Genomic DNA, 23105 nt, shown 5'->3' on the forward strand with positions numbered 1-23105 from the left:
CCGCACGGCGTCAGCACCGGGAGAGGGCAATCGTGCTAGGGAAGGCCGGACGTGGCGGGCGAGCGTGAGCCCCCCTGGCCGCGCGCGCGAGGTCACCATGGACATGCTCCCCCAACCGGTACGTACCCTGAAATTCGATGGTTTCTGGCGCTGGCTCCAGGAACACACCCAATGCATCCTCCGGTGCGGCTCCGTCGACGCGATGCTGTACGACCACGACGACTTCCACTGGCTGCTGCTGGAGGAGGAGCGTCAGCACATCATCCAGGTGCTCAAGGGCAAGGTGCTCGTGGGGGAGCTGGTTATCGCGGGCCGCGAGGTCACCGAGGTGAACGTGGCCCCGGACCCGGACTCAGGCACGCAAGGCCACTTCCTGGTGGAGCTGATGAGCGGGCCGAAGGAAGACCCGCAGGTCGTCTACCACTTCATCATGGCGCACGGCATCGACCCGGCGCCGGGCCACAAGGACCTCAAGCATTGAGCACGGTGCGCTCGATGAGCGCCACCGCGTCCCTGGCGCCCCCGGAGTAGGTTTCCGGCGCGCGCGCGGAGCGGGGCCCCACCAGCGCGGCGACTCGCTCCATCAACTCCGCTTCGGTGCGGGCCAGCTCCTCCGGACGCAGCCGCACCGCCTGCCTGTCGTAGCGGCGAGCGCGAGCCAGGGCCACCAGCGGCGTGCCTGTCACGCGCGCCTCCTGCACGGTGTTGTACCCGCCCGCGCCCACCAGGATGTCCACCCCGGGCATCACCGCGAGCGCGGGCCACACGCGCACGGGCTGGAGCAGGTTGCGCTCGGGCGCGCCGCTGCTCGGAGCGCGGACGGGGAACCAAGGCCCCGGAGGCGCGAGCCACCGCACCGGCGCCGAAGCCCCGAGTCGCTCCTGGAGCCGCGTGGCGATGGCGCCCGCCTCCGCCACCTCCTCCGCGTTGCCACTGCCCATCACCGCGACCAGCGGACGGATATCATCCGCGGCCACGCCCAGCCGCTCACGGGCCTGCGCGCGGCTCAGCCATTCATCGCGCTCCAAGAGGAGCCAGGGCGCGGTGCGCACGGCGCGCGGGTGCTGGGAGAAGGGCGCGTCCTCACCGGGGACGAGCAGCAGGTCGAAGTCCTCCACCGCCGCCGCGACGTTGAAGCGCGCCACATACGTGGGATTCAAGTCCCGGTGCACCAGCACCTTGCCCATGCGCAGTCCGGGCAGCATGGGCGCCAGCTCCCCCGCGAGGCCGCGCGGGAAGGTGTCCACCACGAGGACCTCCGGGCGCACGCCGTCGAGCAGACACTCCACCGCCTCGCGCACGGCGGATTTGGCCAGGTCCGGGTTCAGCCGGTGCACATGGGCTCCGGCGCCCAGCACGTCCTCCAGCGGCACGTCCGGAGCGAAGACGCTGTTGGTCACCACGGTGACGCGGTGTCCCCGTCGGGCCGCCACGCGCGCGAGTCCACAGGCCCGGGTGAAGTGACCCATGCCTCCGCCCAACGCGTAGATGAGCCAGCGCGCGCCCGCCATCAGCTTCCGCCCAGGTCCTCCTCGAAGGAGGAGTCGTCCTCGTGCCGCAGGCTCTCGCCGTCGGCCTCGGTGAAGTCGTGCGGGTCCTTCGAGGAGCCCCGCGCCCACGAGGAGCCCGACCCGTAGTAGCCGTAGTCGTCGTAGTAGGCGCTCGCGTCGTCCGAGTCGGTGGTCGTCGAGCCGTCGTCCTCCGGGTCCTCGTCGCCCAACATCGCGCAGCCCGTGCAGACGAGCGCCTCTTGCTGGGTCGTCAGGTGCGCGTCACAGACGCTCTTGCCGCAGCGCGGGCACAGGGCGCCCGCGGGCAGTCCACACGGATGGGAGAACAGGAAGCCCGTGCTCACCTCACAGCCCTCGTTGGAGAAGGGGCTCATGGCGCGGACCCGGACGGCGGCGTCTGGATTTGATGGAGCAGCGCCACGCGGAAGGGCAGGTCCAGCTTCTCGAAGGCGAGACAGGCCGCCGCGTCCGCGCGCACCAGCGACTTGGTGGCGAGCAGCGTCTTGCCACCGGGCTCCCGGAGCGACACCTTGCCCTCGCGCACCTTCACGCGGGCGACCTCGGCGCCGGAGGCATCCTGGATGCGCGCGCCCTCGTCGTCCGAGGACACGGTGTAGAGCAGCGCGCCCTTCGCGTCGGTGAGCCGCCAGCCGGAGCCCTGTCGCGCGAGGGTGTAGAGCACCTGCCGCTGCGCTCCGTCGCGCACGGTGAGCGCGCCACCCGCCGAGCCGAGGACGTAGCCCAGCGCCGTGTCATCCGGGCCGGACACCTTGAGGGCGGTGCCCTTCCACTTGAAGCGGGCCAGCTCGCGGTCGTCGCCGTCCACCAGCTTGGCGCCGTCGTCCTTGGGCTTGAGCGAGAAGCGCTCGCGGTCGTCCGCGTCCTTGAACTTGAGCTTGCCCGGGAGGGGGACCTCGTCGCCCGCGGAGGCGGACTGCGTCTGGGTCGACGGGGCCTCGGAGTTCGAGGGACGCGAGCAGGCGGCGGTGAGGAGGAGGCTCAGCAGGAGCGCGCGGAACGTCATCGGGAAGCCCTCGCGGGGTGGTGCTTGCGCTGGGAGGTGGAGAAGTTGAGCACCTGGTAGAGGCTCAACAGCATCATGAGGCACGCGCGCGTCGCGTCCCGCGACTGCGTGGACACGGTCTCCGTCGCTTCCCAATCGGAGTCCATCCGGGCGCGGAGGCTGAGCCGGTCCTCGGACACCTGCAACTTCGTGAGCGCCACCGTCGGCGGGAGCTTCACCGCCTCGCGGGCCGCGCCTTGCAACCGGGTGAGCTCGGGGTGGCGCTCCGGCTTCACGCGAAGCTGGACCTGGAGGTACGAGCCGCTCTTCTGCTTGCTCTTCATCTTGTACTTGCCCCGCGCATTGCGCTTGGTGCGGGAGCGCTTCTGGAGCCACTCGGTCATGCCGAGGCGCAGGTGCGTGCCATCGCGCAGGCGGGCCTGGAGCGACAGCCACGGGTCCTCGAACTCATTCGTCTTCCACGTGCCCGCCATGCCCTTGCGCTTCCACTTGGCCTTGTGGTCGATGGGATGGAAGTCCAGCTCCAGTGACACGGGCTCCTCGGGAGCGATGTCGCGGCCCAGCCGTCGCAGCAACAGCGTGGGCAGCCCGTAGCGACGGTCCTCCAGATCGTTCCGGCCGAACCGGGAGGCCTTGACCAGGAGGACGACCGCGACGACCAGCAGGCCGATGCCTCCTGGCACCAAGCCGTTCAGCCACGAGGGGGCGGGCTGCTCGGAGTCGAGGAGGTTGTTGGCGAGGGACGACAGGAAGAACAGGCCCACGCCCACGCCGCCCACGATGAAGGCCCGTCGCTGCCACTGGCGCTTGAGGACAGCCATCTCCCCGTCGAAGCGCGCGAGGAAGCCCAGGTCTTCCATCAGCTCGGAGACGGGCGCGGTGTTGCGGTAGCGCTTCTCCACACGGAAGCGGTCGATGTCGAAGGCCAAGGCGGAAAGCTCCCCTTCGGAGCCAGGAACGAGCGCGGAGTGTATGGGTCGGCGGGGAGAGGGGCAAACCTCCCGGTTTGCCGAGCCGGGTGAGCCGCGATACCACGCGGGCCGTGGCTTCCGCGTCCGGCATCGTCTACGCCTCCTTCGACCGATTCCCCGCGCCCAAGGGAGCGGCCGTGCACATCCGGGCCTTCGTGGAGGCCCTGGGCGCGGCCTTCGGGGGCGTGGACCTGCTGGCGCTCCGAGACGGACCCACCGCGAGCGCGACCCCGCATCCACTCGTGGAGGGAGTGACGTATCACCCGCTGGACGCGCGGGGGCGAGACCTGGTGGCGCAGGCGCTGTCGTTCCGCACGCACCTGGCGGCGTGGTGGAGGGACAGGCCCCGGGCCTCGGTGGTCCACGTGCGCTCCATCTTCGAGGGCTACCCGGTAGCGCGCAGGAAGGAAGCGCTGACGGACGCGCTGGTGTTCGAGGTGAACGGGCTGCCGTCCATCGAGCTGAAGTATCACCACCCGGACGTAGCGGAAGACGCGGAGCTGATGCTCAAGCTGGTGGCGCAGGAGGACGTGTGCATCGCGCGCGCGGACCTGCTGGTGACTCCCAGCGAGGTGACGGCGGAGTACCTGGTGAAGCGGGGCGCGGAGGCTTCGCGCGTGCGGGTGATTCCGAACGGCGTGGAGCTGGAGGTGTTTCGTCATGCGACACCGCGCGGGCTGGAGCCGGGGCGGCCGGTGCGACTGCTCTACAGCGGGACGATGACGTCGTGGCAGGGAGTGCACCACGTCATCGAGGCGCTGAGGCTGCTGCGCGCGGAGGTGCCCGCGGTGCTGACGCTGGTGGGGCCACTGCGCAAGCACCAGCGACGGGTGCTGTTGGAGCGGTGTGGAGACCTGCTGTTGGAGGGCGCGGTGGAGCTGCGCGAGCCGATGCCGCAGGACGCGCTGGCGGCGTTGCATCATGAATGCGACGCGGTGCTGGTGCCGTTGCCGGTGAATGACCGCAACTGCGTGCAGGGGTGCTGTCCGTTGAAGTTGCTGGAGGCGATGGCCTCGGGCACGCCGGTCATCGCGTCGAACCTGCCGGTGGTGCGGACGCTCGCGGGGCCTGATGAGGTGTTGCTGGTGAGGCCGGGCTCACCGAAGGCCATCGCGGAGGCGGTGAAGGACCTGCGAGCGAATCCAGCGCTGGGGCCCGCGCTCAGCATGAGAGCCCGAGCCCGCGTGGAGCGCGACTTCACCTGGGCGCGCGCGCGTGAGGCGCTGGTGGTGGCGTATGAAGAGCAGCTCGGGATGAAGAGGAGGCACGAGGGCCTGAGTCCCGAAGCAGAGCAAGGGTGAACCGTTGCTCGGCGCGTCCTAGCACACGGCTCAGCAGCCGCACGGCCTCGCAAGGCAGCGGCACGACGCGGAAACACGCAGTCTGCCTCTTCACATGACAGCCGCGCCTCGCTCGCCTCGCAAAGCAGCGGCAAGGCGCGAAAATACTCAGTCTGCGCCTTCACATGACAGCCGCGCCTCGCTCGCCTCGCAAGGCGGCGGCAAGGCGCGGGCACGCACCGCCTGAGCTTCCAAGTGACGCCCGCGCCTCACGCATCGGGAACCTACGGCGAGCGTTGCGCGAGCCCTCAACCCACCCTGGGCACCGCGCGAGCCAGCACGCGGCGCAGCACCTCCGCCTCGGCGTCGGATTGAAACCGCTCCAGGATGCGCCTGCGCGCGGCGGCGCCCATCGTGGCGCGGTGCTCCGGAGACAGTGACAGCACGTCGAGACAGGCCTGCCCCAGATGATTCAACAGGGCCTTGGACACGATGAAACCGTTGCGCTGGTGGTCGACAGCCTCGGGGATGCCACCAGCATCACTGGCGATGACAGGGCAGGCGCAAGCCATCGCCTCCAGCAGCGCATTGGGCATCCCCTCCCAGAGTGACGGCTGGAGATACACATCACACAAGCGCAGGTGCGCGGCGATGGCCTCCGGTGTCTCGAGCGCACCGGAGACGAGGATGCGAGCACCGTCCTCGGGATGCTCGGCACGGTAGGCAACGAGGTGCTCCGCGTCGCGAGGACGCACCTCCCCGATGACGAGCAGACACGCGGGCCGGGCACGCCTCACTTCCGTGAGCGCGGAGAGCAGGAACGGCAGTCCCTTCTTGTGACGCAGCTCCCCCGAGAACCCGAGCACCACCTCACCCGGGGCGATACCGAGCCGCTCGCGCAGCACCGGGTCCGCCGGGCCCGGTGAGAACACCTCGGTATCGACGGCGTTGGGGATGACCTCCACCTGCGCGTCCTTCCCGAGCAACAACCCCATCTTCCTTCCCAGGTCGGCGGAAGCGGCGGTGAGCACATCCGCGCGTTGGAGCGTCCATAGGAGCCGGGCGAAATCCCCGGGAGGAAACATGTGTTGGTCCACGTCATTGCCCCGAGCACTCACCGTGGACGCAATCCCCACCGAGGCGGCGAAGACGACGGCGAGAAAGCCCGGCGGCGACAGGTAGTGACCCCACACCAGGTCATAGCGCCGCTTCGTGTGTAGGAAGTCGAGCACGTCGAGCGTGTGTTGCATCGACAAGTCACTGCTCCCGAACAGGCCCAGCCGATGCAACGTGACTCCGCGAGCAAACGGCGTCACCTCGCCCGCGTCCTCCAGCGTGCTCAACGCTCCAGGAGCCGCCGTGCGTGTCCACGCCAGCACGTCCACCCGAGCCCCCAGTCGAGCCAGTGCGCCAGCGGTGCGAGCGCCACTGCGAGCAAGCCCCCCAATATCGGGAGGGAAGCGTTCGGCGAGGAGGAGGACGCGGGGAGAGCCAGCCATGGGCCCGAATCTACCCGGCCAGGGGCGCCCCACCCGACGGGAATCTCACCGCACCCTCCGTCCCCATTGGACAAACAAAACATGACAACGCCCAAGTCCAGACGACCTCTTTGAACATCCACAAAACACACCATTCAACGGCCCTCCCTCGTTGGGTGTCGACCCAACCCCACGCCCCCGCGAGAGGTCCGCCCCCCGTGCTCCGCGTCCGAGAGGCCGGGCCCTGAAGCACGGCAGGAGCACCCCTTGAGAAGACAGCGGACCGGCGCCCAACGCGGGGGACTGCGACGACGCGTGGGCCACGTTCAATCCGAGGGCTCCAGAGATGTGCGACAGCTGCGGCACGGCGAGCCAGTCCTCCCAGAAGTGACGTTCGTTCTGGGATGGGCCTGTCCGCCGCCACCCCCTCGTGAGGGTTCCTGGCGCTGTCCGTGAATAAACCCCGCCGCCCCCCGTCCAGGGGCACGGTGGAGCAATCCCCGCAGCAAGGCCGGACCCCTAGGCTCCCCCGGAGGCACGTCACACATGCACGCGCGTCGTTGGTGGGCAATCGCGCTCGCGGGAACACTCGCGGGCTGCATCGTGGAGCCCGAGGCGCCCGACTGGGACTGGGACGAGGACCCCACCCAGCCCTGGCCCGACCCCACCCAGCCCGACCCCACCGAGTCCGGCGGTCCCGACTTCCAGGTGGAGTCCGTCTCCGGCCCTTCGGCCCTCGGCGCGGGCGAGCTGCGAGCCCGGGCGCGCCTCTGCAACGAGGGCGGCGGCGCCGGCTCGACGGAGGCCTCCTTCTTCCTCACCGCCACCGCCGCTCCCGGCACGAGCGAAATCCTCCTGGCCACCAGCACCCGCCTCTCCCTCCGCTCCGGCGAATGTCGGGAAGTCTCCGTCTCGGTGAGCGCGCGGGCCGCGCCCGAGGGCAGCTACTTCCTGAGCGCGAGGGTGGATCCAGACGGCGCCGCCACGGAGACCCGCGAGGACAACAACGTCCGCCTCGGCAACACCGTCCGCGTGGACCGCACGCCTCCGGAGACACCCGCGCCCGCATGGACGCAGGCCGGAATCGGGAGGCCGCGCAACCTCAGCCTCCATACCGAGGCAGGCGCCACGGTGCGCGTGTACGAGGGCCCAGGCTGCTACGGCCAGGAAGTCGCGAGCACTGTCACGGGCAGCGATGCCTACTGCGAGGTCCCCATCGATGTCCCGACGACGCCCGGAGCCACCTGGTCCGCGCGCGCCTATGACGACGTCGGCAATGGCTCGCCCTGCAGCCCCACCGTGGACTACCCCTACGGCGACGGCACGCCACGGATTGCGCCGGTGCTGATCAGCACCAGCCCGGGCTCACCCGGCGGCAGCCTCCAGCCCATCTTCAACGGCCGCGCGGAGCCGCGCGTCACCGTCGAGATTTTCAGGAACGCCACCTGCCAGGGCACCGCGGAGCAGACGCTGACCGCGGATGGCGCCGGCTTCTTCTTCGCCCAGATGAACGTGGCCAGGGACGAGAAGGTGACGGTGTCCGCGCGAGCCAAGGACTCGGGCGGCTACTCCACGCCTTCGCCCTGCTCCAATCCCCTGGAGTACCAGAACGACGGCACGCCGCCGGCCCCGCCCCGCGTCACGGACGTGAAGTGGCAATACCTGAACGACGGCCGACAGCTCGTCGTCACGGGCACCGCCGAGCCCCATTCCACCGTGGGCATCTTCATCGACGTCGCGTGCACGGGAACGCCCGCGCGCACGGTGCAGGCGGACGCGGAGGGACGCTTCACCGCGACCGCGCCCTTCGGAGCCGGCGGCAGCCACCGCGTGTTCCTCGCGGCGAAGGACGCCTCGGGCAACGTGTCCACCTGCGCGGAAGGGCCCGCGTACGAGCTCCGCTGCCCGCCGGGCACCGCGGACTGTGACGGTCGCTCCTCCAACGGGTGCGAGGTGGACCTGACAGCGAACCCGAACCACTGCGGCACCTGTGGCAACACCTGCCAGGATGGCCCCTATGCGGACGGCGTCTGCGTGGCGGCGACGTGTGGCCACACCTGCGCGCCGGGCTACTACGACTGCGACGGCAAGCCGGCCAACGGCTGCGAGTCGCGCACGGTGTGCCAGCCCACCAGCCAGTGCACCATCGACAAGCCGAGCGAGCTGATGATTACGGCGCTGTCCGTCGTCGAAGACCCGGTGCGCACGGCGCCCGGTGGGCCGTGGCACTTCGGCACGGTGATGCGCGAGCTGGCCGGTGGGCAGGACCCGTCGCCAATGGTGCGCGCGTGGCTGAAGACGTGGCTCGCGAAGCAGAACGTGAACGGGCTGGAGATTCCGCCGCGTCCGGAGATGCAGACGCGCGTGCTGGGGCCGTGGGAGGCGCGCAGTGGTGGGCCGTCGGCGCCGCTGGACTTCAACTCGGCGCCGTTCCGGCTGCTGGCCATCGTCAACCGCATCGACCTGCGCGAGCAGGGTCTCCAGGCGGGAGAGGGGCGCTTCATCTTCGGCGTGGTGGACCCGAGCGGTGTGCCGCTCGAGTTCACCATCATCCTCGAGTACGCCCTGCCCGGAACCACGCCGGAGTCCATCCAGCGCTGGGCCACGGACTGGCATGAGCTGGGAACGCTGAAGGTTGGAAACGCGGGCTACAACGCGAAGCTCCAGGCGCTCACGGACCGCTTCTCGAAGCGAGGGGTGATGACGGGTCGGCACGAGGGCAGCGCGCTGAACCAGATTCGCACCAATGAAATCGAGCTCGCGGAGCCGTGGGAGATGCGCGAGTTCATCCTCTCGCCGCTGGGCCTGATGCCGACGACGATGAAGCTGACGCCGGCGCTGCACTTCGAGAACACGCAGCTTTTGGCCACCTTCCTGACGGAGAACAGCGCGGACGTGCTCGCGGAGCGGCATGTGGTGCCCGACAGCATGGGGGGCTTCCCGTTCCTGGCGGCCCACTCGCTGGTGCCGCTGGACTTCTTCTGGCGCGCGCCGAACGTGGCGAACGAGGTGCGCCACAAGTTCTCCCTCAACACGTGCAGCGGCTGCCACGCGGGCGAGACGCAGACGGAGTTCGTCCATGTGGCCCCTCGAACGCGAGGGACGACGGCGGCGCTGTCACCCTACCTGCGAGGCACCACGGTGACGGACCCGGTGACGAAGTCGGTGCGCACGTTCGATGACCTGACGCGGCGCGCCGATGACCTGAAGGCGCTGGTGTGCGCGCCGACGGCGGGCCTCAAGTCCGTGGGCCTGGTGCCGTCCAACCTGCCGCCTGCCCGCGTTCACTGAGTCACGCAGGGAGTCAGGAGGCCCGGGGAGTAAACCCTCTCCGGGCCTCGTCAGGGTAGGCTTTGGACATGGCCCTCTCTCCTGACGACTATGCCCGTCGCGATGTCAGCAGCGCCCTGCATGCGAAGCTGCACGTCCAGCTCGAGGTAGACCGCGTCAAGCTCCCGCCCGTCACCCCGGGCGAGGCCGTGGTGGAAGGACGCATCGCCCGGATATTCCGAGGCGACCCGGCACGGCTCTCCACCCCCGTCTCCTTCGAGGTCGCCTGCTACCGCAAGGGCGACATGCTTCCCCCAAGCGGCATCCGCTGGAGGCTCGTCAAGGACCTGGAGCACGCCCGGTACATTGAAATCTACCTCGACACGAACGCCGTAGGAGTCATGGATGCTGGGCCGGGCATCGCCGTGCTCGAAGCCCTGTCCGACACGCCCCAGTTCGTCTTCAGCGACATCGAAGAAGAGGACGAATAGCGCCTCACCGGCCGAAGCCACCCAGGGCCGTGCGGCTGAAGCTCGCGGCCCCCTGGCTCACCCGCACCGCGGACTGGCTGAACACCTGGAAGGCCGCGCGAATCTCCTGCGCCGTCTCGCCCGGGGTCAGAATCCATTTGTCCTCGATGCCCATCTCCTGGAACACGCGCCGGAAGTCCGTGCTCCCGTCATCGATGCCCATCGCCGCGACGATGTGGTTCTCCGCGCGACGCAGGTCGTTCACCACCGCCGCCACGTCCCTCGCCGTGGCGCGGCTCGAGTGCATGTCCGCGCCGTCGGTAATCAGCAACGTCACCGTGCGCACCGGCACGCCGTTGCCGCTGAACTCCTGGGACTTCGCCAGCACCGTGCCCAACAGCACCACCGCCTGGTCGTACAGGGGCGTGCCCTGGTCCGCGCTGTAGTTCTTCGAGTGCATCCGCACCACGTCCTCCAGCGGCCGGTACGGATTGAGCACGTGGCCATTCAGGTACCGCGTGTGGAAGAGGACGCCGTCCTTCTGCTTGCTCGCCAGCAGCGAGTCGAGCACCAGGTTGTGCCCATCGCACACCGTCTTCGTGTGTCCGCTCGTGGAGATGCTCCCCGAGTCGTCTGGCATCACCGTCACCAGTACCACCTCGCTGGCCTGCACGTCTTCCACCCGCACGCCGAGCCCCGCCTGGATTTGCGCGCCCAGGTCCACCACCGACAGCGCCTGCAATCCCGCGGGGCTCAACACCCCTTCCGCGTGCGCATCCTCGAAGAGCTTCGTCACCGCCGTCTGGCCACCCCACGTCGATTTGCTCGTGCTGCTCATGTCCAGCTCACTTTCTCCCCCGTTCCGAGGGCAGGGCTCCGCCCGCCCGCTCTCTTCGGAGCAAGGTCGGGTCTTGATATGCGTGATGAAAAGACAGCTCAGCCGATGCGCAGGTCCGGCCAGCTCGCCAGCGGGTCCGTGGACTTCACCAGGTGCATGCCCGCATCCGCGAAACGCTTCAGCGCCGCGTCCGCCTGCGGGGTGAAGTCCGCCGCGAAGCCGCCCTTGCCGTCGGGCACCGTCACCGCGGACATGCAGTCAGTCAACAGATACACCTTGCGAGCCAGCGCCGCGTCCTGCGCGACGATTTCTCCGAGCAGGTCGTCGATGGAGCTCTTCACGCAGTGGCTCGCGGCCTGGCCGCCAATCACCACCGCGTCCGCCGTCAGCAGCGTCTTGAGGAACTGGGTGTTGCGCTGTGCCAGCGGCTGGCCGTCATGCCGGCCCATCACCTCCGGCCGCAGCACGGAGTAGTTCTCCGTCAACGGGTTGCCGCCCTTCACCTCCGCCCAGGACTGCATGCCGCGCGCGTACGAGTGGAACAGCCGCGCCTCCTGCACCACGCCAGCCAGCGCGTGTCCATCGCCGCCCAGGAGGCAGTGCGGCGGCCACAGGTACAGGGTGTACTTCCCCGCGCGCTCCAACTCCTCGCAGTAGTACTTCACCTGCTTGAGCAGCCAGGGGTAGTTGCCGCCGCACAGCCACTTCGCCATCGCGGGGTTGGGCCGAGCCTGCCCGCGCTCGATGTGCTCGCGCGTCACCTCGCGGTACGGCGTGAGTGGCTTGTCATCCTGGTCCACCCAGAAGGACGGGAAGAAAATCTGGTACGCGAAGTGGGTGTCCAGCGTCGCCGTGACGTTCGTCAGCGTGCCCAGGTTCTTGTAGATGAACTCAGCGATTCGGCGGCTGTCGTCCACCGCTCCGCGTCCGCTGCGCCCCGCGACGTAGAGCGAGCCCTCCGGGAAGCAGAAGTCCTTCTGCACGTCGATGAGCAACAGGTGCAGGTTGAACCCATCCGCCGCCGCCGAAGTGACTCCATGCGCGCCCCGCCACGCGCCCGCCTCCAGTTGCAGCCTTCCCGCGTCCGGGCCGTAGCTGTACTGGCCCGCGTGGTCCGCCCGGTAGAAGCCAGGCATCGGAAGTTCCTTCAGGTGCTTCTTCATCGCGCTACCCCCATGTGAAGAACTCAATGTGTCCGCTCACGCCATCCGCAGCGTGGTGAGGTCCTGCCTGCCCACCACCAACAACCCCTGCCGAGTCAGCAGGAGCTGACAACCCGAGTCCACGAAGGGCTCGGCATCCGGAAACTCGCGCACGGCCTCCAGCCGACCTTGCCGTGGCTCCACGCGGGTGAGGCCCGCGTCCGTCGCGCAGAACAGCGCCTCCCCCACCGCGCACCGTCCGCTCCGGAACGCGCCGCCCAGCCACGAGCCATCCCCCGCCTCCGCCACGCCGCTCGCGCGCACCACGCCGTCCGAGCCCACCGCCACGCAGTGGTGCCGTGTGCGCCCCGCCGCTTCCTCCGCGAGGAACAGCCACGCGAGCGCCCCGTCGAAGACACAGTCCGCGTCCACGAGCTGTCCCGAGGGCCACGGCAACACGAGTCCGTCTCGCAATCCCAGACGCTCCGCATCGAAGACGAACGCGCCCCTCAGTCCCCCCGCGCGGTGGAACCCCAGGCCGAAGCGGGGCCCCACGAACAAGCGCGTCTGTCCCTCCAGCACGTCGCCGATGCGCTCCTGACCATGCGCGCCGTCGCGCCACAGTCCGCCGCCCACCGCCCAGTAACGATGTCTCGCATTGGCGGCGAAGGCCGGGCGTCCCTCGGGGGCGTCCACGCTCAGTCGCTCGGGCGCTCGTTCCGGGACGAGCACCGCCACCACCCCGTCGCGTCCCACCAGCGTCGCGTCCCCTTGCAGCGACCAGCGCAGGGAGGGGTCCAGCGGTCCGCGCAAGGCCACACGTCCGTCCTCGCGCCGATAGGCGCCGTCCGCGTGGTACAGCCAGCGTGGGACTCCCTCCTCCACGCTCGCGTGGACCAGGACACCGCGCGTGGAGAACAGGTGCGTCGCCGTCACTTGACCGCGCGTCGAGGTGACGGGTGTGCTCGCCGCCACCGCGTGGGGCTGACACGTGGGGCAGGCGCTCCGCGCATGTTCGACGCCGCACGACGCGCACGCGGTGAAGCGCAGGCCCTCCAGCAGGGGCAGCGGGAAGACGCAGCGCAGGTCCTCCACGAAGACGCGGTGAAGGTGGTGGAGCACGTCATCCGGCAGCGTGCGCAGCGGGAGCGCGGGCTTCGGGTACTGCACTTCCGGATGGAAGACGGTGATGCGCTGGAGCAGCCGCCCCGCCGGAGTCGCCCGCGCCGCCGGGGACTTCGCCCGGTACACCCCACCGTGAGGCCCCACGCACAGGAGCGACTGCATCGCGGCCACGGTGAAGCCATACCAATCACTCGCCTCCGACGCGGGCTGCGTGGGGATGAGGCTCGTCGCGCCGCCCAGGCGCACCGGGTCGAGGAAGCGCTCGGTGAACACCGAGCACAGGAAGCCTCCGAACTGGAAGCTGTCCGCGTCGATGAGGTGCGCGTCCGCGTGCCCCGTCACCAGCACGTTCAAATCGTTGAAGTCGCCCACCACCACGCCCGAGGCATGCACCCCGGCGAGCGTCCGATGCAGCCCACACAGCACTTCGACTGCGCGAGCGGACGTGGCACCGACGCGGCGGAACGAGGGTTCGCCGAAGCGACGCAGGGACTCCACGCCGTCCAGCTTGCGCATGGCGTAGCCCAGCACCCTCTGTCCCGTGGAATCCGTGGCGAGCGCCTGCGGCGTCACCACCCGCCCCGGCAGGCCCATGGGAAAGGCGCGCAGCTTGCGTTGATGCTCGTCCAGGCGAACACGGGCGGCGGCCTGTTCGACGGCGAGCCCCGTGTAGTCTGCATGCTCGGGCTGCTTGAACACCTTGAGCGCACGCCCCTTGCCCAGGTCGAACACATCCGCTTCGCCGCCCTTGCCCAGCGCCTTCGCGGGATTGAGCCGCACCTTCTTGCCTTCGAGCCAGAGGTCCATGGCGTCACGCCCTCCCCATGCGGCGACGGAGCACCACCATCGTCGTGTCGTCCGCGAGCAGGCCCGGCGCTCGCTCCAGGCGCCGTGCCTCGAAGTCGGCGCGCACGTGCTCTCGGTTGAGCATCGCCAGCCGGCGCCGCAGCGCATCCGGGTTCGTGAAGTAGCGGTCCTCCGTCCAGAACCGCGACAGCTCCCCCACCCGCTCATCGCTCGCGGGAAGGCGCGCCTCCGCCAGCTTCGCCAGGTCCGAGACTCCATCTGTCCCGAGCATCAACACCCGGACATCCTGCGTGGGCACCAGGGCCTGTGCGACGAGCGGCGTCTCCGCGTTACCCGACAAGGCATAGGCGAGATAGGGCGGTGCATTGTTCGCGAAGGGCCCCAGCACCCGCACCTCGCCGTTGAGGCACCACACCCCATCTCCCGCGGAGAAGACGAGCGTGTGAGAGGGCGTCAGCACCGCGCCCACCACCGTGAAGAGGAAGTCCCCCAGTGTGTCGCGGCCGAGCTCCCGCCGGAGCTCACTCAGCAGACACAGCACGTCCTCTCGCAGCCCGGGAAGGAACCCGGCTTCATCCACACGCCCGTCTTCCGCCAGTCGCACCAGCGCCGCCTGCGCCACCCGCCGCACGCCGAGCTGCGCGCCCAGCTCACTGCACGGCTGGCTGCCACAACCGTCCGCCACCACCGCCACCAGCCCGTGCTCGCTGGCGCGCACGCACCAGGCATCCTGGTTGTTGCGCCCCGCCCTCGCATGCTCCCGGCCCTGCACGGAGGCGGCGGCGACATCGAAGGGAAGCGAGGACATGGCTCTCCCGTGGCCCGCGAACGGGCTCGGCACGGCGAAGGTGCGACAAGGTGACGCGCCCTGTCCCCCGGGCTCCCCGGGAGCGGCGGCCTCCCACGCTCCCCGAAGAGGGACTCCACGGGCCGCGCCTCTCCTCTGGTGGCGCTGTCCCGCGGAGCCTCGCTCCGGGTTCGTGTATCTACGACACCAACATAGTGTCCGAACGACACTGTGTCAATGCAATGGGAGGCCAGACGGGAGGACAGGGCCTCCGTGCGCGGGTGGACAGCGGGGCGTCAGAGTTCGAAGTTGAAGCCGGCCTTCTCGAGCTGGCGGTACTTCTTGTGGTCGAACCGGTAGAGGCGCGCGGCGCGGTGGGAGACGTCCTGCTCCACCTCGTCCAGCTCCTCCAGGAGGTCCATGGCCAGGATTTTCTTGCGGAAGTTGCGCTTGTCGAGCTCGCGCTCCAGCACGACCTCGTACAGGCGTTGGAGCTGGGTGAGGGTGAACTTGGGCGGCAGGAGCTCGAAGCCGATGGGCTGGTAGCGCACCTTGCCCTTGAGGCGCTGCAGCGCGGTGTTGACGATGTCCGCGTGGTCGAACGCCAGCTTGGGCGTATCCCAGACGGAGAACCACGCGGCCTCGCGAGCGTCGGTGGCGGCGCGCAGTGCGTGGGCGCTGAGCTTCACCAGCGCGAAGTACGCCACGGTGATGACCCGACCCCGAGGGTCCCTGTCCGGCTCGCCGAAGGTGAAGAGCTGCTCCAGGTGCCCGGGGCGCAGACCGGACTCCTCCTCCAGCTCGCGCCGCGCGGCGGCCTCGAGCGACTCGTCCAGCTTCACGAAGCCGCCCGGCAGCGCCCAGCGGCCCTCGAAGGGCTCCACCCCGCGCTGGATGAGCAGCACCTTCAGGTCATCGTCGTCCAGGCCGAAGACGACGCAGTCCACCGTCAACGAAGGTCTCGGGTACTCGTAGGTGTAGCTCACGGCGCACCGGCATAGTGTCCGGAGCACACCCGAGTCAACGAGAGCGCGCCGCGCTACACGTGGACCATGCGGGACAGCTTGCGCCAGTCGACGAGCTGGACGCTCTCCTCGGCCAGGTCGAACTCCACCGAGCGCCGCATGCCGATGACGTCGCCGCCCATCTGGAAGGGCACGTCGCGGTCGAAGTCCATGCGCAGGCGCTGGACGAACCAGTCATGCATGTGCGGCAGCGGGTGCTCGCCGCGCCACAGCTTGAACATGTTGCGCGTGGCCTCCAGCACTCCGGCGCTGTAGACGCGAACGGAGAGCCGGTGCGGGACGGTTTGCGCGAAGGGGAAGGCCTTGAAGCCAAATCCCCACTCGGGTGTCGTGGCGGCTCCGGCCACGCCCGCGGGCCCTTCGTACAGGAGCGCGCCCTTCTCACTGTTGGGCACCGGAATCACGTTGCCGCGAGCGTCCACGGTGAGGGCGGGCTCGCCCACGTTGTAGACGGACACCCGGGGGGTGCCGGAGCCGAACATGTGCCGGGGCACCGTCCGGGTGAACATCGCGGTGAGGTAGCCGCGCAGACCCGCCTGCTGGCTGCGCAGCGGACCCGCGGCGGAGAGCTGATCCTTGAAGTCCTGAATCATCTCCGCGTCCCAGCCCGTACCGGCGAAGGGGGCCACCTTGCCCTCCACGCGCACCAGGGAGAAGGGACGCGTGGGCGGCAGGACTTCGCGCATGGCGGCGATCTGCTTGAGCGCCACGGCGGGACGGGGGGCGCCCGTCACGCGCGCCCAGGCGTTGCCAGTGCCCATGGGGAGCACGCCGATGGCCGGCAGGGCCACGCCCGCCGCGCGCAGTTCGTTGAGCAGACCGGTGATGGTGCCGTCACCGCCTCCGGCCAGCAGGAGCGAGGGCGGGTTGGGACGCAGCTCGGAAATCCAGTGCCGGGCCTCTTCGAGCGAGCGGGTGAGCGCCAGTCGGGCCTTGGGGAGGAAACGCTGCACCAGGCCGCCGACTCCCTCGGAGCCCCGGCGTGCACGCAGATTGACGAGGACAGCGATGTCGGTCATGGCGGCGGGACTTTCCCCGGGCCGTGTCATGGCCCGGTCACGGGCCCGCGATGGACCGGGCCCGTGACGACAATGTGAGTCTCACACCCCTAGTGCGTGGGCGACGCGCGCGCCAAGCCGCCCCCGAGCCTCCCTCCTCCCCAAGAGAGCGGCCGTGGCGACCAGTCCCCCGGCGAAGAGCAGGCGGCGCAGGGCTTGCTTGCTCCGGGAGTGATAGCCGCCGGACGTGGCGGTGCCCTCGGACATGGGGTGGAACAGGCTGCCGGGGGTGGCGCCCTGACGTTCGTCCTCGAAGTGAAGGGCCTCGGTGGCGCCGTGCATGGTGCGCTCGAAGGTCCGCGGCATCAGGCCGTGCATGGCGGCGAAGGCGCGGGCGGCGGGGCCGACGAGGACTTCGGCGCGGGGTTGGCGCAGGACGCGGAGGATGGCTCGGGCGACGCGTTCGGGGGTGTAGACGGGCTCCACGGGGCGCACGCGCCAGCCGGTGTAGTTGGCCGTGTGGTGCCACAGGGGCGTGTCGATGGCGGCGGGCATCACGGTGCAGACGTGGATGCCGGTATCGAGGAGTTCCTGGCGGACGGAGGCGGTGAAGCCTCGCACGGCGTGTTTGGAGGCGACGTAGGCGCTGACATAGGGGGCGGTGACGGAGCCGAAGGATGAGGAGACATTGACGAGGGTGCCGTGGCCCTGGCGGCGGAACTGCGTCACGGCGGCGCGGGTGCCGCTGACGGTGCCGAAGAAGTTGGTCTCCATGAGCTGGCGGAAGGCGTCGTCGGGGGTCTCCTCCAGGCTGCCCATGAGGTAGACGCCGGCGTTGTTGATCCACGCGTCGAAGCGGCCGAAGGCTCGCACGGCTTCCTGGGCGAGCGCCTGCACGGAGGCGGAATCCGAGACATCGGTGGGGACGGCGACGGCGCGGACGCCGAGGGAGACGCACTCACGGGAGAGGTCCTCGAGCGGCTCCTCGCGGCGGGCGGCGAGCACGAGGTGGGCGCCCTTCTTCGCGAGGGCGAGCGCGGTGGCGCGGCCGATGCCGCTGGACGCTCCGGTGATGACGACGACGCGGTTCTTCCATGCCCGTTTCATGTTCCCTGGCCTCCGTTGGGCGAGCCGGCGCGCTGGCGGCTCCTGGCCCTGAGCGAAGATGGGGATGAAGGTGGCGAGTGCCTCGTGCCCCAGGGGGCTCCCCCGGAGAGCGGGCGGCAGAGCGGTTCCGGAGCACGGACGGGAGTCCAGCGCCGAGACGGAGCCGTGGAGGTTCCACCCGAAGTGGAACGACTCCGCGCCGGTGGGTCTGGGCCTGAAAGCAAGGGGTTGGGGTGGTTTGGAGGAAGCGGGAGAGGGCTGTTATGGGCATGCGACTGTCTGGTGGGCAACGGAACGCGGCCTGCACTGACACCACACGATGAGCACTCCAAGACCTGTCCTGCCGCCCTGGGTGGTAGCCGTTCTCCTGTCCGCGCCGGCCTGTATCGACGTGCCGGGCATCACTCCCGTCCAGGGCGAGGTGCGCATCCGCACGCCCGAGGCGACGGCCTACACGAGGGGGGTCTTGGACCTCGGCCTGGAGGTGACGGGGCACCGTCCGGACCGTGTGGAGTTGCTCCGGGACGGAGAGGTGCTCGCGGTGCTGGAGGCTCCGTACACGTATGCGTGGGACACGGCGGGGGAGACGGAGGGTGAGCACCGGTTGGGAGGGCGGGTGGTGTTCGGGGAGACGGTGTTCACGGGGGAGGAGCGCGTGGTGGTGGTGGACCGCACCGCGCCGCGAGTGGTGTCGCGGGCCCCGGAACCGGGGGCGCAGGATGTGTGGGTCAAGAGCCCCATCCAGGCCGTGTTCTCCGAGCCGGTGAATGCGAGCACCGTGACGAGCGCCTCCGTGCGACTCACCGTGGGCGGGGTGGAGGTGGCCCGGACGGTGTCACTGTCGGGGGATGGGAAGACGATGACGGTGGTGCCGGGAGCGCCCATCTTGGCCCCCAGTGCGGTGGCGATTGCGCTCACCTCGGCCGTGACGGATCTGGCGGGGAATGCCTTGGACGTTCCCGCAGGCCCGTGGGACTGGGAGCACCCCGCGGTGCTGTTCGAGCCTGCTGGACCCGTCTTTGCCATGAACTCGGGGAGCATTGATTCCTTTCTCTACGAGTTCGGCTCGGACATGAAAGGGAACTCCTTCATCGTCCAAGCCGAGAAGTCCCTGTCGCACACTCAACTGCGAGTCTACAGCAACACTGGCAGCAACTGGACGGAACTAGGGAGAGGCCTCGAAGCCAGAGCATCTGGCTTCGAGCCTTACAATCCAACCCTTAGGTTCGACCCCCATGATGGCTCACCTGTTATCGCCTGGAATGAAGGAGACGGCAGCAACGAGTTCGAGCGCATCTATGTCGCGCGCTGGATGGGAAACCAATGGAACTACCTGGGAGGAACGACAGGCATTCTTCCATCCCGCCCCGACAGCCTTTTCCCAGTCATGGATCTGGATGCGACAGGGAAACCGCTCGTCGCATTCTATTCTGACACCGAGCAGACCACCTATGTCTATCGCTGGACGGGCACAGCTTGGGAAGAAGTTGGAGGAAGCATCAACTTGCCGCTCGGCTTGGATTCGAGCCGCCTGTTCGACTTCAGGGCCGGCCCTTCCCACTCACTATTCCTGGGGGTGATGGGGACGAAAGACAGAATATCGAAACTGTCTGTCGTTCAATGGGATGGCTTCATGTGGAAGCCTCTTCGTGGAACTCAACCTCCGGTCGAGGCTCCCTTCAACGCCGACTTCGCGCGGGACCCGCGCCTCTACGTTTCTCCAGAGGGCAACCCGATTCTGACCTGGCTCGAAAAAGTGGGTAACAGCTACGCGCAGGCGCGTTCATACGTCTGGGATAATAATGAGTGGAAGGTCTACTGCCCGGCGCTCACACCCTCCACGGAGAGTCATTCCGAGCAGACACGCCTCGAAATCGACAACTCTGGAACGTTGTGGATGGTCTGGGCGAAGCAAGGCGCTTCTGTCTTCCACATCGAGCAATGCACGTCTGGCTGGTGGTCTCATTTCGCCAGCAGTTCGACCGCCCCCTATCCCATTCCGACCGCGAAATATTCGACCTTTACCCCCGCGCAGCACACCAACGGCATCCAAGTCGTGACCACCCTCCCCGAGGGTGGAACGCTGGTCGTTCACTCACACCTCAACCGCTAGAATCGGCCATGCCTTTACCTCCTCGATCTGCCCCCACACCCTCCAGGAGAAATGCCATGCGGTCCGCATTGTTCATCCTGAGTTGTGTTCTTCCCTTCACCTCATTTTCGGCCCCCCGTCGCATGGTCGTCGCGAGCGGCGATTGCAAGGACGCGGAACTGGGCAGTCAGGCCAATGCGTTCCTCGGCGCTCTCGTGTCACGCCCGGAGCAAGACGCTCTGAGCGCGGCCGGTTTCAGTGAGCGGCTGTTCCCTCAGCCCACCAAGAGCTACGAGGACCTCCAGCGACAGCTCGACTCCGCCCAGGACCACTTCTACGAGAGCCGAAATGGCAAGGCCACCCTGGCCATCGACGAAGCCCTTCAGCAGATCAACCGCCTGCCCGTGGGTGACTCACGCTGGAAGCTTTACGTGAATGCCCAACTCCTGCACGGCTTGAACTATCGGTCCATGGGAAGACAGAAAGAGAGCGACACTGCGTTCCGGAACGTGTTGCGACTCCAGCCCACCTACGCGCTCGACCCGGACTATTTCGCGCCCTCGGTGCGCCAGGGATTCGACAAGCTGCGCAGGGAACTGAACCTCACCCGCAAGGTGAAGCTCTCGGTGAAGTCCACGTTGCCGACCTCGGACGTGTACCTCGACGGCATCAAGATGGGGCAGACGCCGCTGACGCTCGACGTGCTGGCGGGCACCTATGACCTCACCCTGGTGAAGGGCGAGGCCATCAGCTTCCCTCGGCAGATTCAGGCCCAAGGCGCGGACACGCCGCTGCTCGTCGACCTCGCATATGAGGGCTCCGTCTCCGCCACACCTTTCCCGTGCCTCGCGGTCCCCGAGGCAAGCGCTGAGAGGATCCTCAGTCACGCCGTCCGGCTGGGCGGCACACTCGGTGTCGAAGAGGTCATCGTCGTGCGCCTGGAGCGCCCCAGCAGCGGCCCCAAGTGGTTCGCCGCCACGGTGCTCAATGTCGAGGGCGGTCAGAAGCTTCGCGAAGGTGGCTTCAAGACGCAGGGCCTGGATGCCCCGGCGGAAGCGCTCTCCGCCCTGGTGGACTTCGTGACGACGGGTCGCTCTCCTTCCAACCTCGTGGTGATGAACGCCAATGGACGTGCCCCCTGGGAGCAGACCGCGACCCCGGACAAGCCGGGCGCCCAGCATGGAGGCGGCATGGACATCAGCGCTCCGAACCTCCTCGCGGACAGCGTCGCGGACTCGGCGGACCGGCCCACACCGGCACTGCGCGTGGCGTCCTATGTCCTGCTCGGCACCGGAGTGGCCGCGCTGGGCGGGGCAGGCTTGGTGCGGTTCCTCGCGCAGAAGAACGTGGATGACCTGGAGAAGCGCCTCGATAACGGCCGAATCCTCTCCTCGGACCAGGAGGCGCTGCGACTTCGGAACTCCCTGGTCCAGAAGAGCAATCTCCTCACGGGACTGCTCGTCGGAGGAGGTGCGGCCGTCGCCACGGGCGCGGTGCTCTTCCTCGTCTCTCCTTCATCAGCCGACACTCCGCCCGTCGCGGTGGGAGTCGCCACGGATGGAGAAGCCTTTTCGACCAGCCTCTCCGGTACCTTCTGAATCCACGTCTCGCGGACTACGAGGGAGGAAGCCTGACACACCGCGTTCGTCACGAAGCCAGCGAGCGAGTTCGTCAGCCGCGCCGATAACGTCGCCGCCGCATAGAGTGCCGCGCATGACGCGTGCCCTTCTTGCCCTGCTCCTGGCCACGAGCGCTTCCGCCGCGGCCCCTCGCACCCTCCGGGTGGATTACTTCCACACTGGCAATGCCACCGAGGAACGCTTCAGCCTCGACCGGGTGGTCACCGAGCCGCTGCCCTGGCCGGGCCACGCCGCACGCGCGGTCGATGACACCAACCTCGGCAAGTATCTCTTCGAGGTGAGGGACCGGGACACGAACCAGGTCCTCTTCTCCCGGGGTTTCGCTTCCATCTACGGAGAGTGGGAGCTCACCACCGAGGCGAAGAGCCAGCACCGCACCTTCCACGAGTCGCTGCGCTTTCCCACGCCGGAGCGCCCCGTCCAGGTGCTCCTCAAGAAGCGCGACGCACAGAACGCCTTCCGCGAGGTGTGGTCACTCATCGTGGACCCGAAGGACATGTTCGTGGACCCGTCCTCACCGCCCGCTCCGGGCCCGCTGCTGAAACTGCTGGAGAACGGGCCGCCGGAGCAGAAGGTGGACCTGCTCATCCTGGGCGACGGCTACACCGAAGCGGAGCGCGCCAGGTTCGAGAAGGACGCCCGGCGCATGGTGGACATCCTCTTCACCTTCTCGCCCTTCAAGGAGCGCAAGGCAGACTTCAACGTCTGGGGCCTGATGCCGGCCGCCGTGCAGTCCGGAATCTCCCGGCCGTCCACCGGCGTCCACCGGCGCTCACCCGTGGGCACCACCTATGACGCGTTCGGCAGCGAGCGCTACATCCTGACCTTCGACAACAAGGCCTTCCGCGAACTGTCTGCCTTCGCGCCCTACGAGTTCGTCGAAATCCTGTCCAACGGCAACACCTACGGAGGCGGAGGCATCCTCGGCCTCTATGGCACCGTGGCGGCTGACAGCCTGTGGGCGCCCTACGTCTTCGTCCACGAGTTCGGCCATCACTTCGCGGGCCTCGCCGACGAGTACTACACCTCCGAGTCCGTCTACGTGCCCAGCGCCGACCGGCTGGAGCCCTGGGAGAAGAACGTCACCGCGCTCAAGGACCCGGAGCAGCTCAAGTGGAAGCACCTGGTGACGCCCGGCACGCCCCTGCCCACACCCTGGAGCAAGGAGGCCTACGAGACGCACTCCAATGACGTGCAGAAGCGCCGCCGCCAGGTCCGGGCCCAGCGCAAGCCGGAGTCGGAGATGGACTCACTCTTCGTGGCGCAGCGTGACTGGGAGGAGAAGTTCCTTTCCTCACAGAAGTACTCGAACAAGGTGGGCGCCTTCGAAGGGGCCAACTACGAGGCCCGGGGGTATTACAGACCCCAGCTCGACTGTGTGATGTTCACCCGGGACCGGGTGCCCTTCTGCGCGGTGTGTCAGAGCGCGATTTCACAGGTCATCGACTTGTACGCGGGTCCCCGACCTCCAGCCTCCCGCAAGACACCCTGATAACCAGTCATTTCGAGGGATTCCTGCGTGACATGGCGGTGTCACGGG

The 23105-nt window shown here is 68.5% G+C and carries 19 protein-coding genes; 7 read left to right on the forward strand and 12 right to left on the reverse strand.

Annotation, left to right across the window (positions count from 1 at the left end; genetic code table 11):
• Window positions 1-97 precede the first annotated feature (97 nt).
• Window positions 98-481, forward strand: coding sequence for a serine/threonine protein kinase (locus HUA78_RS22665; RefSeq protein ID WP_174477127.1), 384 nt, complete (start codon window positions 98-100; stop codon window positions 479-481).
• Here the strand turns inward: HUA78_RS22665 and HUA78_RS22670 are convergent.
• The 4 genes from HUA78_RS22670 to HUA78_RS22685 are packed head-to-tail and all read right to left on the reverse strand — an operon-like array spanning window position 471 to window position 3464.
• Window positions 471-1511, reverse strand: a complete 1041-nt coding sequence (locus HUA78_RS22670; RefSeq protein WP_174477128.1) for a hypothetical protein — start codon at window positions 1509-1511, stop codon at window positions 471-473. The two genes, HUA78_RS22665 and HUA78_RS22670, sit on opposite strands and share 11 nt — an antisense overlap.
• The gene (locus tag HUA78_RS22675; protein WP_141646374.1) at window positions 1511-1885 is read right to left on the reverse strand and encodes a hypothetical protein; all 375 of its coding nucleotides are present in this window, start codon (window positions 1883-1885) and stop codon (window positions 1511-1513) included. The genes HUA78_RS22670 and HUA78_RS22675 overlap by 1 nt, the downstream gene beginning before the upstream one ends.
• On the reverse strand, window positions 1882-2535 hold the full coding sequence (locus HUA78_RS22680) for a hypothetical protein (RefSeq protein WP_174466425.1): 654 nt from the start codon (window positions 2533-2535) through the stop codon (window positions 1882-1884). Before HUA78_RS22680 ends, HUA78_RS22675 begins: the two co-directional genes overlap by 4 nt.
• Window positions 2532-3464: a hypothetical protein gene (locus HUA78_RS22685; protein WP_174477129.1), complete on the reverse strand. Its 933-nt coding sequence runs from the start codon at window positions 3462-3464 to the stop codon at window positions 2532-2534. Before HUA78_RS22685 ends, HUA78_RS22680 begins: the two co-directional genes overlap by 4 nt.
• Before the next feature lie 113 nt (window positions 3465-3577).
• On the opposite strand from HUA78_RS22685, the gene HUA78_RS22690 reads away from it, so the two are divergent.
• Window positions 3578-4807, forward strand: a complete 1230-nt coding sequence (locus HUA78_RS22690; protein WP_174477130.1) for a glycosyltransferase family 4 protein — start codon at window positions 3578-3580, stop codon at window positions 4805-4807.
• A gap of 287 nt (window positions 4808-5094) precedes the next feature.
• Here HUA78_RS22690 and HUA78_RS22695 read toward each other — a convergent pair whose 3' ends face one another.
• A complete protein-coding gene (locus HUA78_RS22695; protein ID WP_174477131.1) occupies window positions 5095-6285 on the reverse strand; it encodes a glycosyltransferase in 1191 nt (396 codons plus the stop codon).
• 525 nt (window positions 6286-6810) lie between these two features.
• Here HUA78_RS22695 and HUA78_RS22700 point away from each other — a divergent pair.
• A complete protein-coding gene (locus HUA78_RS22700) occupies window positions 6811-9555 on the forward strand; it encodes a CARDB domain-containing protein (RefSeq protein WP_174477132.1) in 2745 nt (914 codons plus the stop codon).
• A 68-nt stretch (window positions 9556-9623) separates the two neighbouring features.
• Entirely contained in the window at window positions 9624-10025 is a 402-nt protein-coding gene (locus tag HUA78_RS22705; RefSeq protein WP_141648619.1) for a hypothetical protein, read from the forward strand.
• A gap of 4 nt (window positions 10026-10029) precedes the next feature.
• Here HUA78_RS22705 and HUA78_RS22710 read toward each other — a convergent pair whose 3' ends face one another.
• The 7 genes from HUA78_RS22710 to HUA78_RS22740 all read right to left on the reverse strand — a co-directional run bounded on the left by HUA78_RS22710 (window position 10030) and on the right by HUA78_RS22740 (window position 17833).
• Window positions 10030-10842, reverse strand: coding sequence for a hypothetical protein (locus HUA78_RS22710; RefSeq protein WP_174453704.1), 813 nt, complete (start codon window positions 10840-10842; stop codon window positions 10030-10032).
• A gap of 98 nt (window positions 10843-10940) precedes the next feature.
• Window positions 10941-12005: a nicotinamidase gene (locus HUA78_RS22715; protein ID WP_141648621.1), complete on the reverse strand. Its 1065-nt coding sequence runs from the start codon at window positions 12003-12005 to the stop codon at window positions 10941-10943.
• A gap of 36 nt (window positions 12006-12041) precedes the next feature.
• Window positions 12042-13916, reverse strand: a complete 1875-nt coding sequence (locus HUA78_RS22720) for a hypothetical protein (RefSeq protein WP_174477133.1) — start codon at window positions 13914-13916, stop codon at window positions 12042-12044.
• A gap of 4 nt (window positions 13917-13920) precedes the next feature.
• Window positions 13921-14724, reverse strand: coding sequence for a protein phosphatase 2C domain-containing protein (locus HUA78_RS22725; RefSeq protein WP_174453701.1), 804 nt, complete (start codon window positions 14722-14724; stop codon window positions 13921-13923).
• A gap of 275 nt (window positions 14725-14999) precedes the next feature.
• Complete coding sequence (locus HUA78_RS22730) at window positions 15000-15689, reverse strand: NUDIX hydrolase (RefSeq protein WP_174477134.1); 690 nt, start codon at window positions 15687-15689, stop codon at window positions 15000-15002.
• 53 nt (window positions 15690-15742) lie between these two features.
• The gene (locus HUA78_RS22735; RefSeq protein WP_141648625.1) at window positions 15743-16747 is read right to left on the reverse strand and encodes a diacylglycerol kinase family protein; all 1005 of its coding nucleotides are present in this window, start codon (window positions 16745-16747) and stop codon (window positions 15743-15745) included.
• An 81-nt stretch (window positions 16748-16828) separates the two neighbouring features.
• Window positions 16829-17833 carry an SDR family oxidoreductase gene (locus tag HUA78_RS22740; RefSeq protein WP_174460556.1) on the reverse strand — a complete coding sequence of 335 codons (1005 nt, stop codon included), beginning with the start codon at window positions 17831-17833 and terminating at the stop codon, window positions 16829-16831.
• Between the two features lie 319 nt (window positions 17834-18152).
• Here HUA78_RS22740 and HUA78_RS22745 point away from each other — a divergent pair, with 319 nt between their 5' ends.
• The 3 genes from HUA78_RS22745 (at window position 18153) to HUA78_RS22755 (ending at window position 23057) form a co-directional block, all read left to right on the forward strand.
• Entirely contained in the window at window positions 18153-19946 is a 1794-nt protein-coding gene (locus HUA78_RS22745; RefSeq protein ID WP_174477135.1) for an Ig-like domain-containing protein, read from the forward strand.
• A 56-nt stretch (window positions 19947-20002) separates the two neighbouring features.
• A complete protein-coding gene (locus HUA78_RS22750; protein WP_174477136.1) occupies window positions 20003-21523 on the forward strand; it encodes a PEGA domain-containing protein in 1521 nt (506 codons plus the stop codon).
• A gap of 115 nt (window positions 21524-21638) precedes the next feature.
• Window positions 21639-23057: an IgA Peptidase M64 gene (locus HUA78_RS22755; RefSeq protein WP_174477137.1), complete on the forward strand. Its 1419-nt coding sequence runs from the start codon at window positions 21639-21641 to the stop codon at window positions 23055-23057.
• Window positions 23058-23105: the final 48 nt, after the last annotated feature.

Source organism: Myxococcus sp. CA033 (genome assembly GCF_013336625.1).
Lineage (GTDB): Bacteria > Myxococcota > Myxococcia > Myxococcales > Myxococcaceae > Myxococcus > Myxococcus llanfairpwllgwyngyllgogerychwyrndrobwllllantysiliogogogochensis.

What these genes read in the sequence shown, in the direction of transcription:
- HUA78_RS22665 (WP_174477127.1), top strand. Translation starts at nt 98, where the DNA reads ATGGACATGCTCCCCCAACCGGTACGTACCCTGAAATTCGATGGTTTC.
- HUA78_RS22670 (WP_174477128.1), bottom strand. Translation starts at nt 1,511, where the DNA reads ATGGCGGGCGCGCGCTGGCTCATCTACGCGTTGGGCGGAGGCATGGGT.
- HUA78_RS22675 (WP_141646374.1), bottom strand. Translation starts at nt 1,885, where the DNA reads ATGAGCCCCTTCTCCAACGAGGGCTGTGAGGTGAGCACGGGCTTCCTG.
- HUA78_RS22680 (WP_174466425.1), bottom strand. Translation starts at nt 2,535, where the DNA reads ATGACGTTCCGCGCGCTCCTGCTGAGCCTCCTCCTCACCGCCGCCTGC.
- HUA78_RS22695 (WP_174477131.1), bottom strand. Translation starts at nt 6,285, where the DNA reads ATGGCTGGCTCTCCCCGCGTCCTCCTCCTCGCCGAACGCTTCCCTCCC.
- HUA78_RS22700 (WP_174477132.1), top strand. Translation starts at nt 6,811, where the DNA reads ATGCACGCGCGTCGTTGGTGGGCAATCGCGCTCGCGGGAACACTCGCG.
- HUA78_RS22705 (WP_141648619.1), top strand. Translation starts at nt 9,624, where the DNA reads ATGGCCCTCTCTCCTGACGACTATGCCCGTCGCGATGTCAGCAGCGCC.
- HUA78_RS22710 (WP_174453704.1), bottom strand. Translation starts at nt 10,842, where the DNA reads ATGAGCAGCACGAGCAAATCGACGTGGGGTGGCCAGACGGCGGTGACG.
- HUA78_RS22715 (WP_141648621.1), bottom strand. Translation starts at nt 12,005, where the DNA reads ATGAAGAAGCACCTGAAGGAACTTCCGATGCCTGGCTTCTACCGGGCG.
- HUA78_RS22720 (WP_174477133.1), bottom strand. Translation starts at nt 13,916, where the DNA reads ATGGACCTCTGGCTCGAAGGCAAGAAGGTGCGGCTCAATCCCGCGAAG.
- HUA78_RS22725 (WP_174453701.1), bottom strand. Translation starts at nt 14,724, where the DNA reads ATGTCCTCGCTTCCCTTCGATGTCGCCGCCGCCTCCGTGCAGGGCCGG.
- HUA78_RS22735 (WP_141648625.1), bottom strand. Translation starts at nt 16,747, where the DNA reads ATGACCGACATCGCTGTCCTCGTCAATCTGCGTGCACGCCGGGGCTCC.
- HUA78_RS22740 (WP_174460556.1), bottom strand. Translation starts at nt 17,833, where the DNA reads ATGAAACGGGCATGGAAGAACCGCGTCGTCGTCATCACCGGAGCGTCC.
- HUA78_RS22745 (WP_174477135.1), top strand. Translation starts at nt 18,153, where the DNA reads ATGAGCACTCCAAGACCTGTCCTGCCGCCCTGGGTGGTAGCCGTTCTC.
- HUA78_RS22750 (WP_174477136.1), top strand. Translation starts at nt 20,003, where the DNA reads ATGCGGTCCGCATTGTTCATCCTGAGTTGTGTTCTTCCCTTCACCTCA.
- HUA78_RS22755 (WP_174477137.1), top strand. Translation starts at nt 21,639, where the DNA reads ATGACGCGTGCCCTTCTTGCCCTGCTCCTGGCCACGAGCGCTTCCGCC.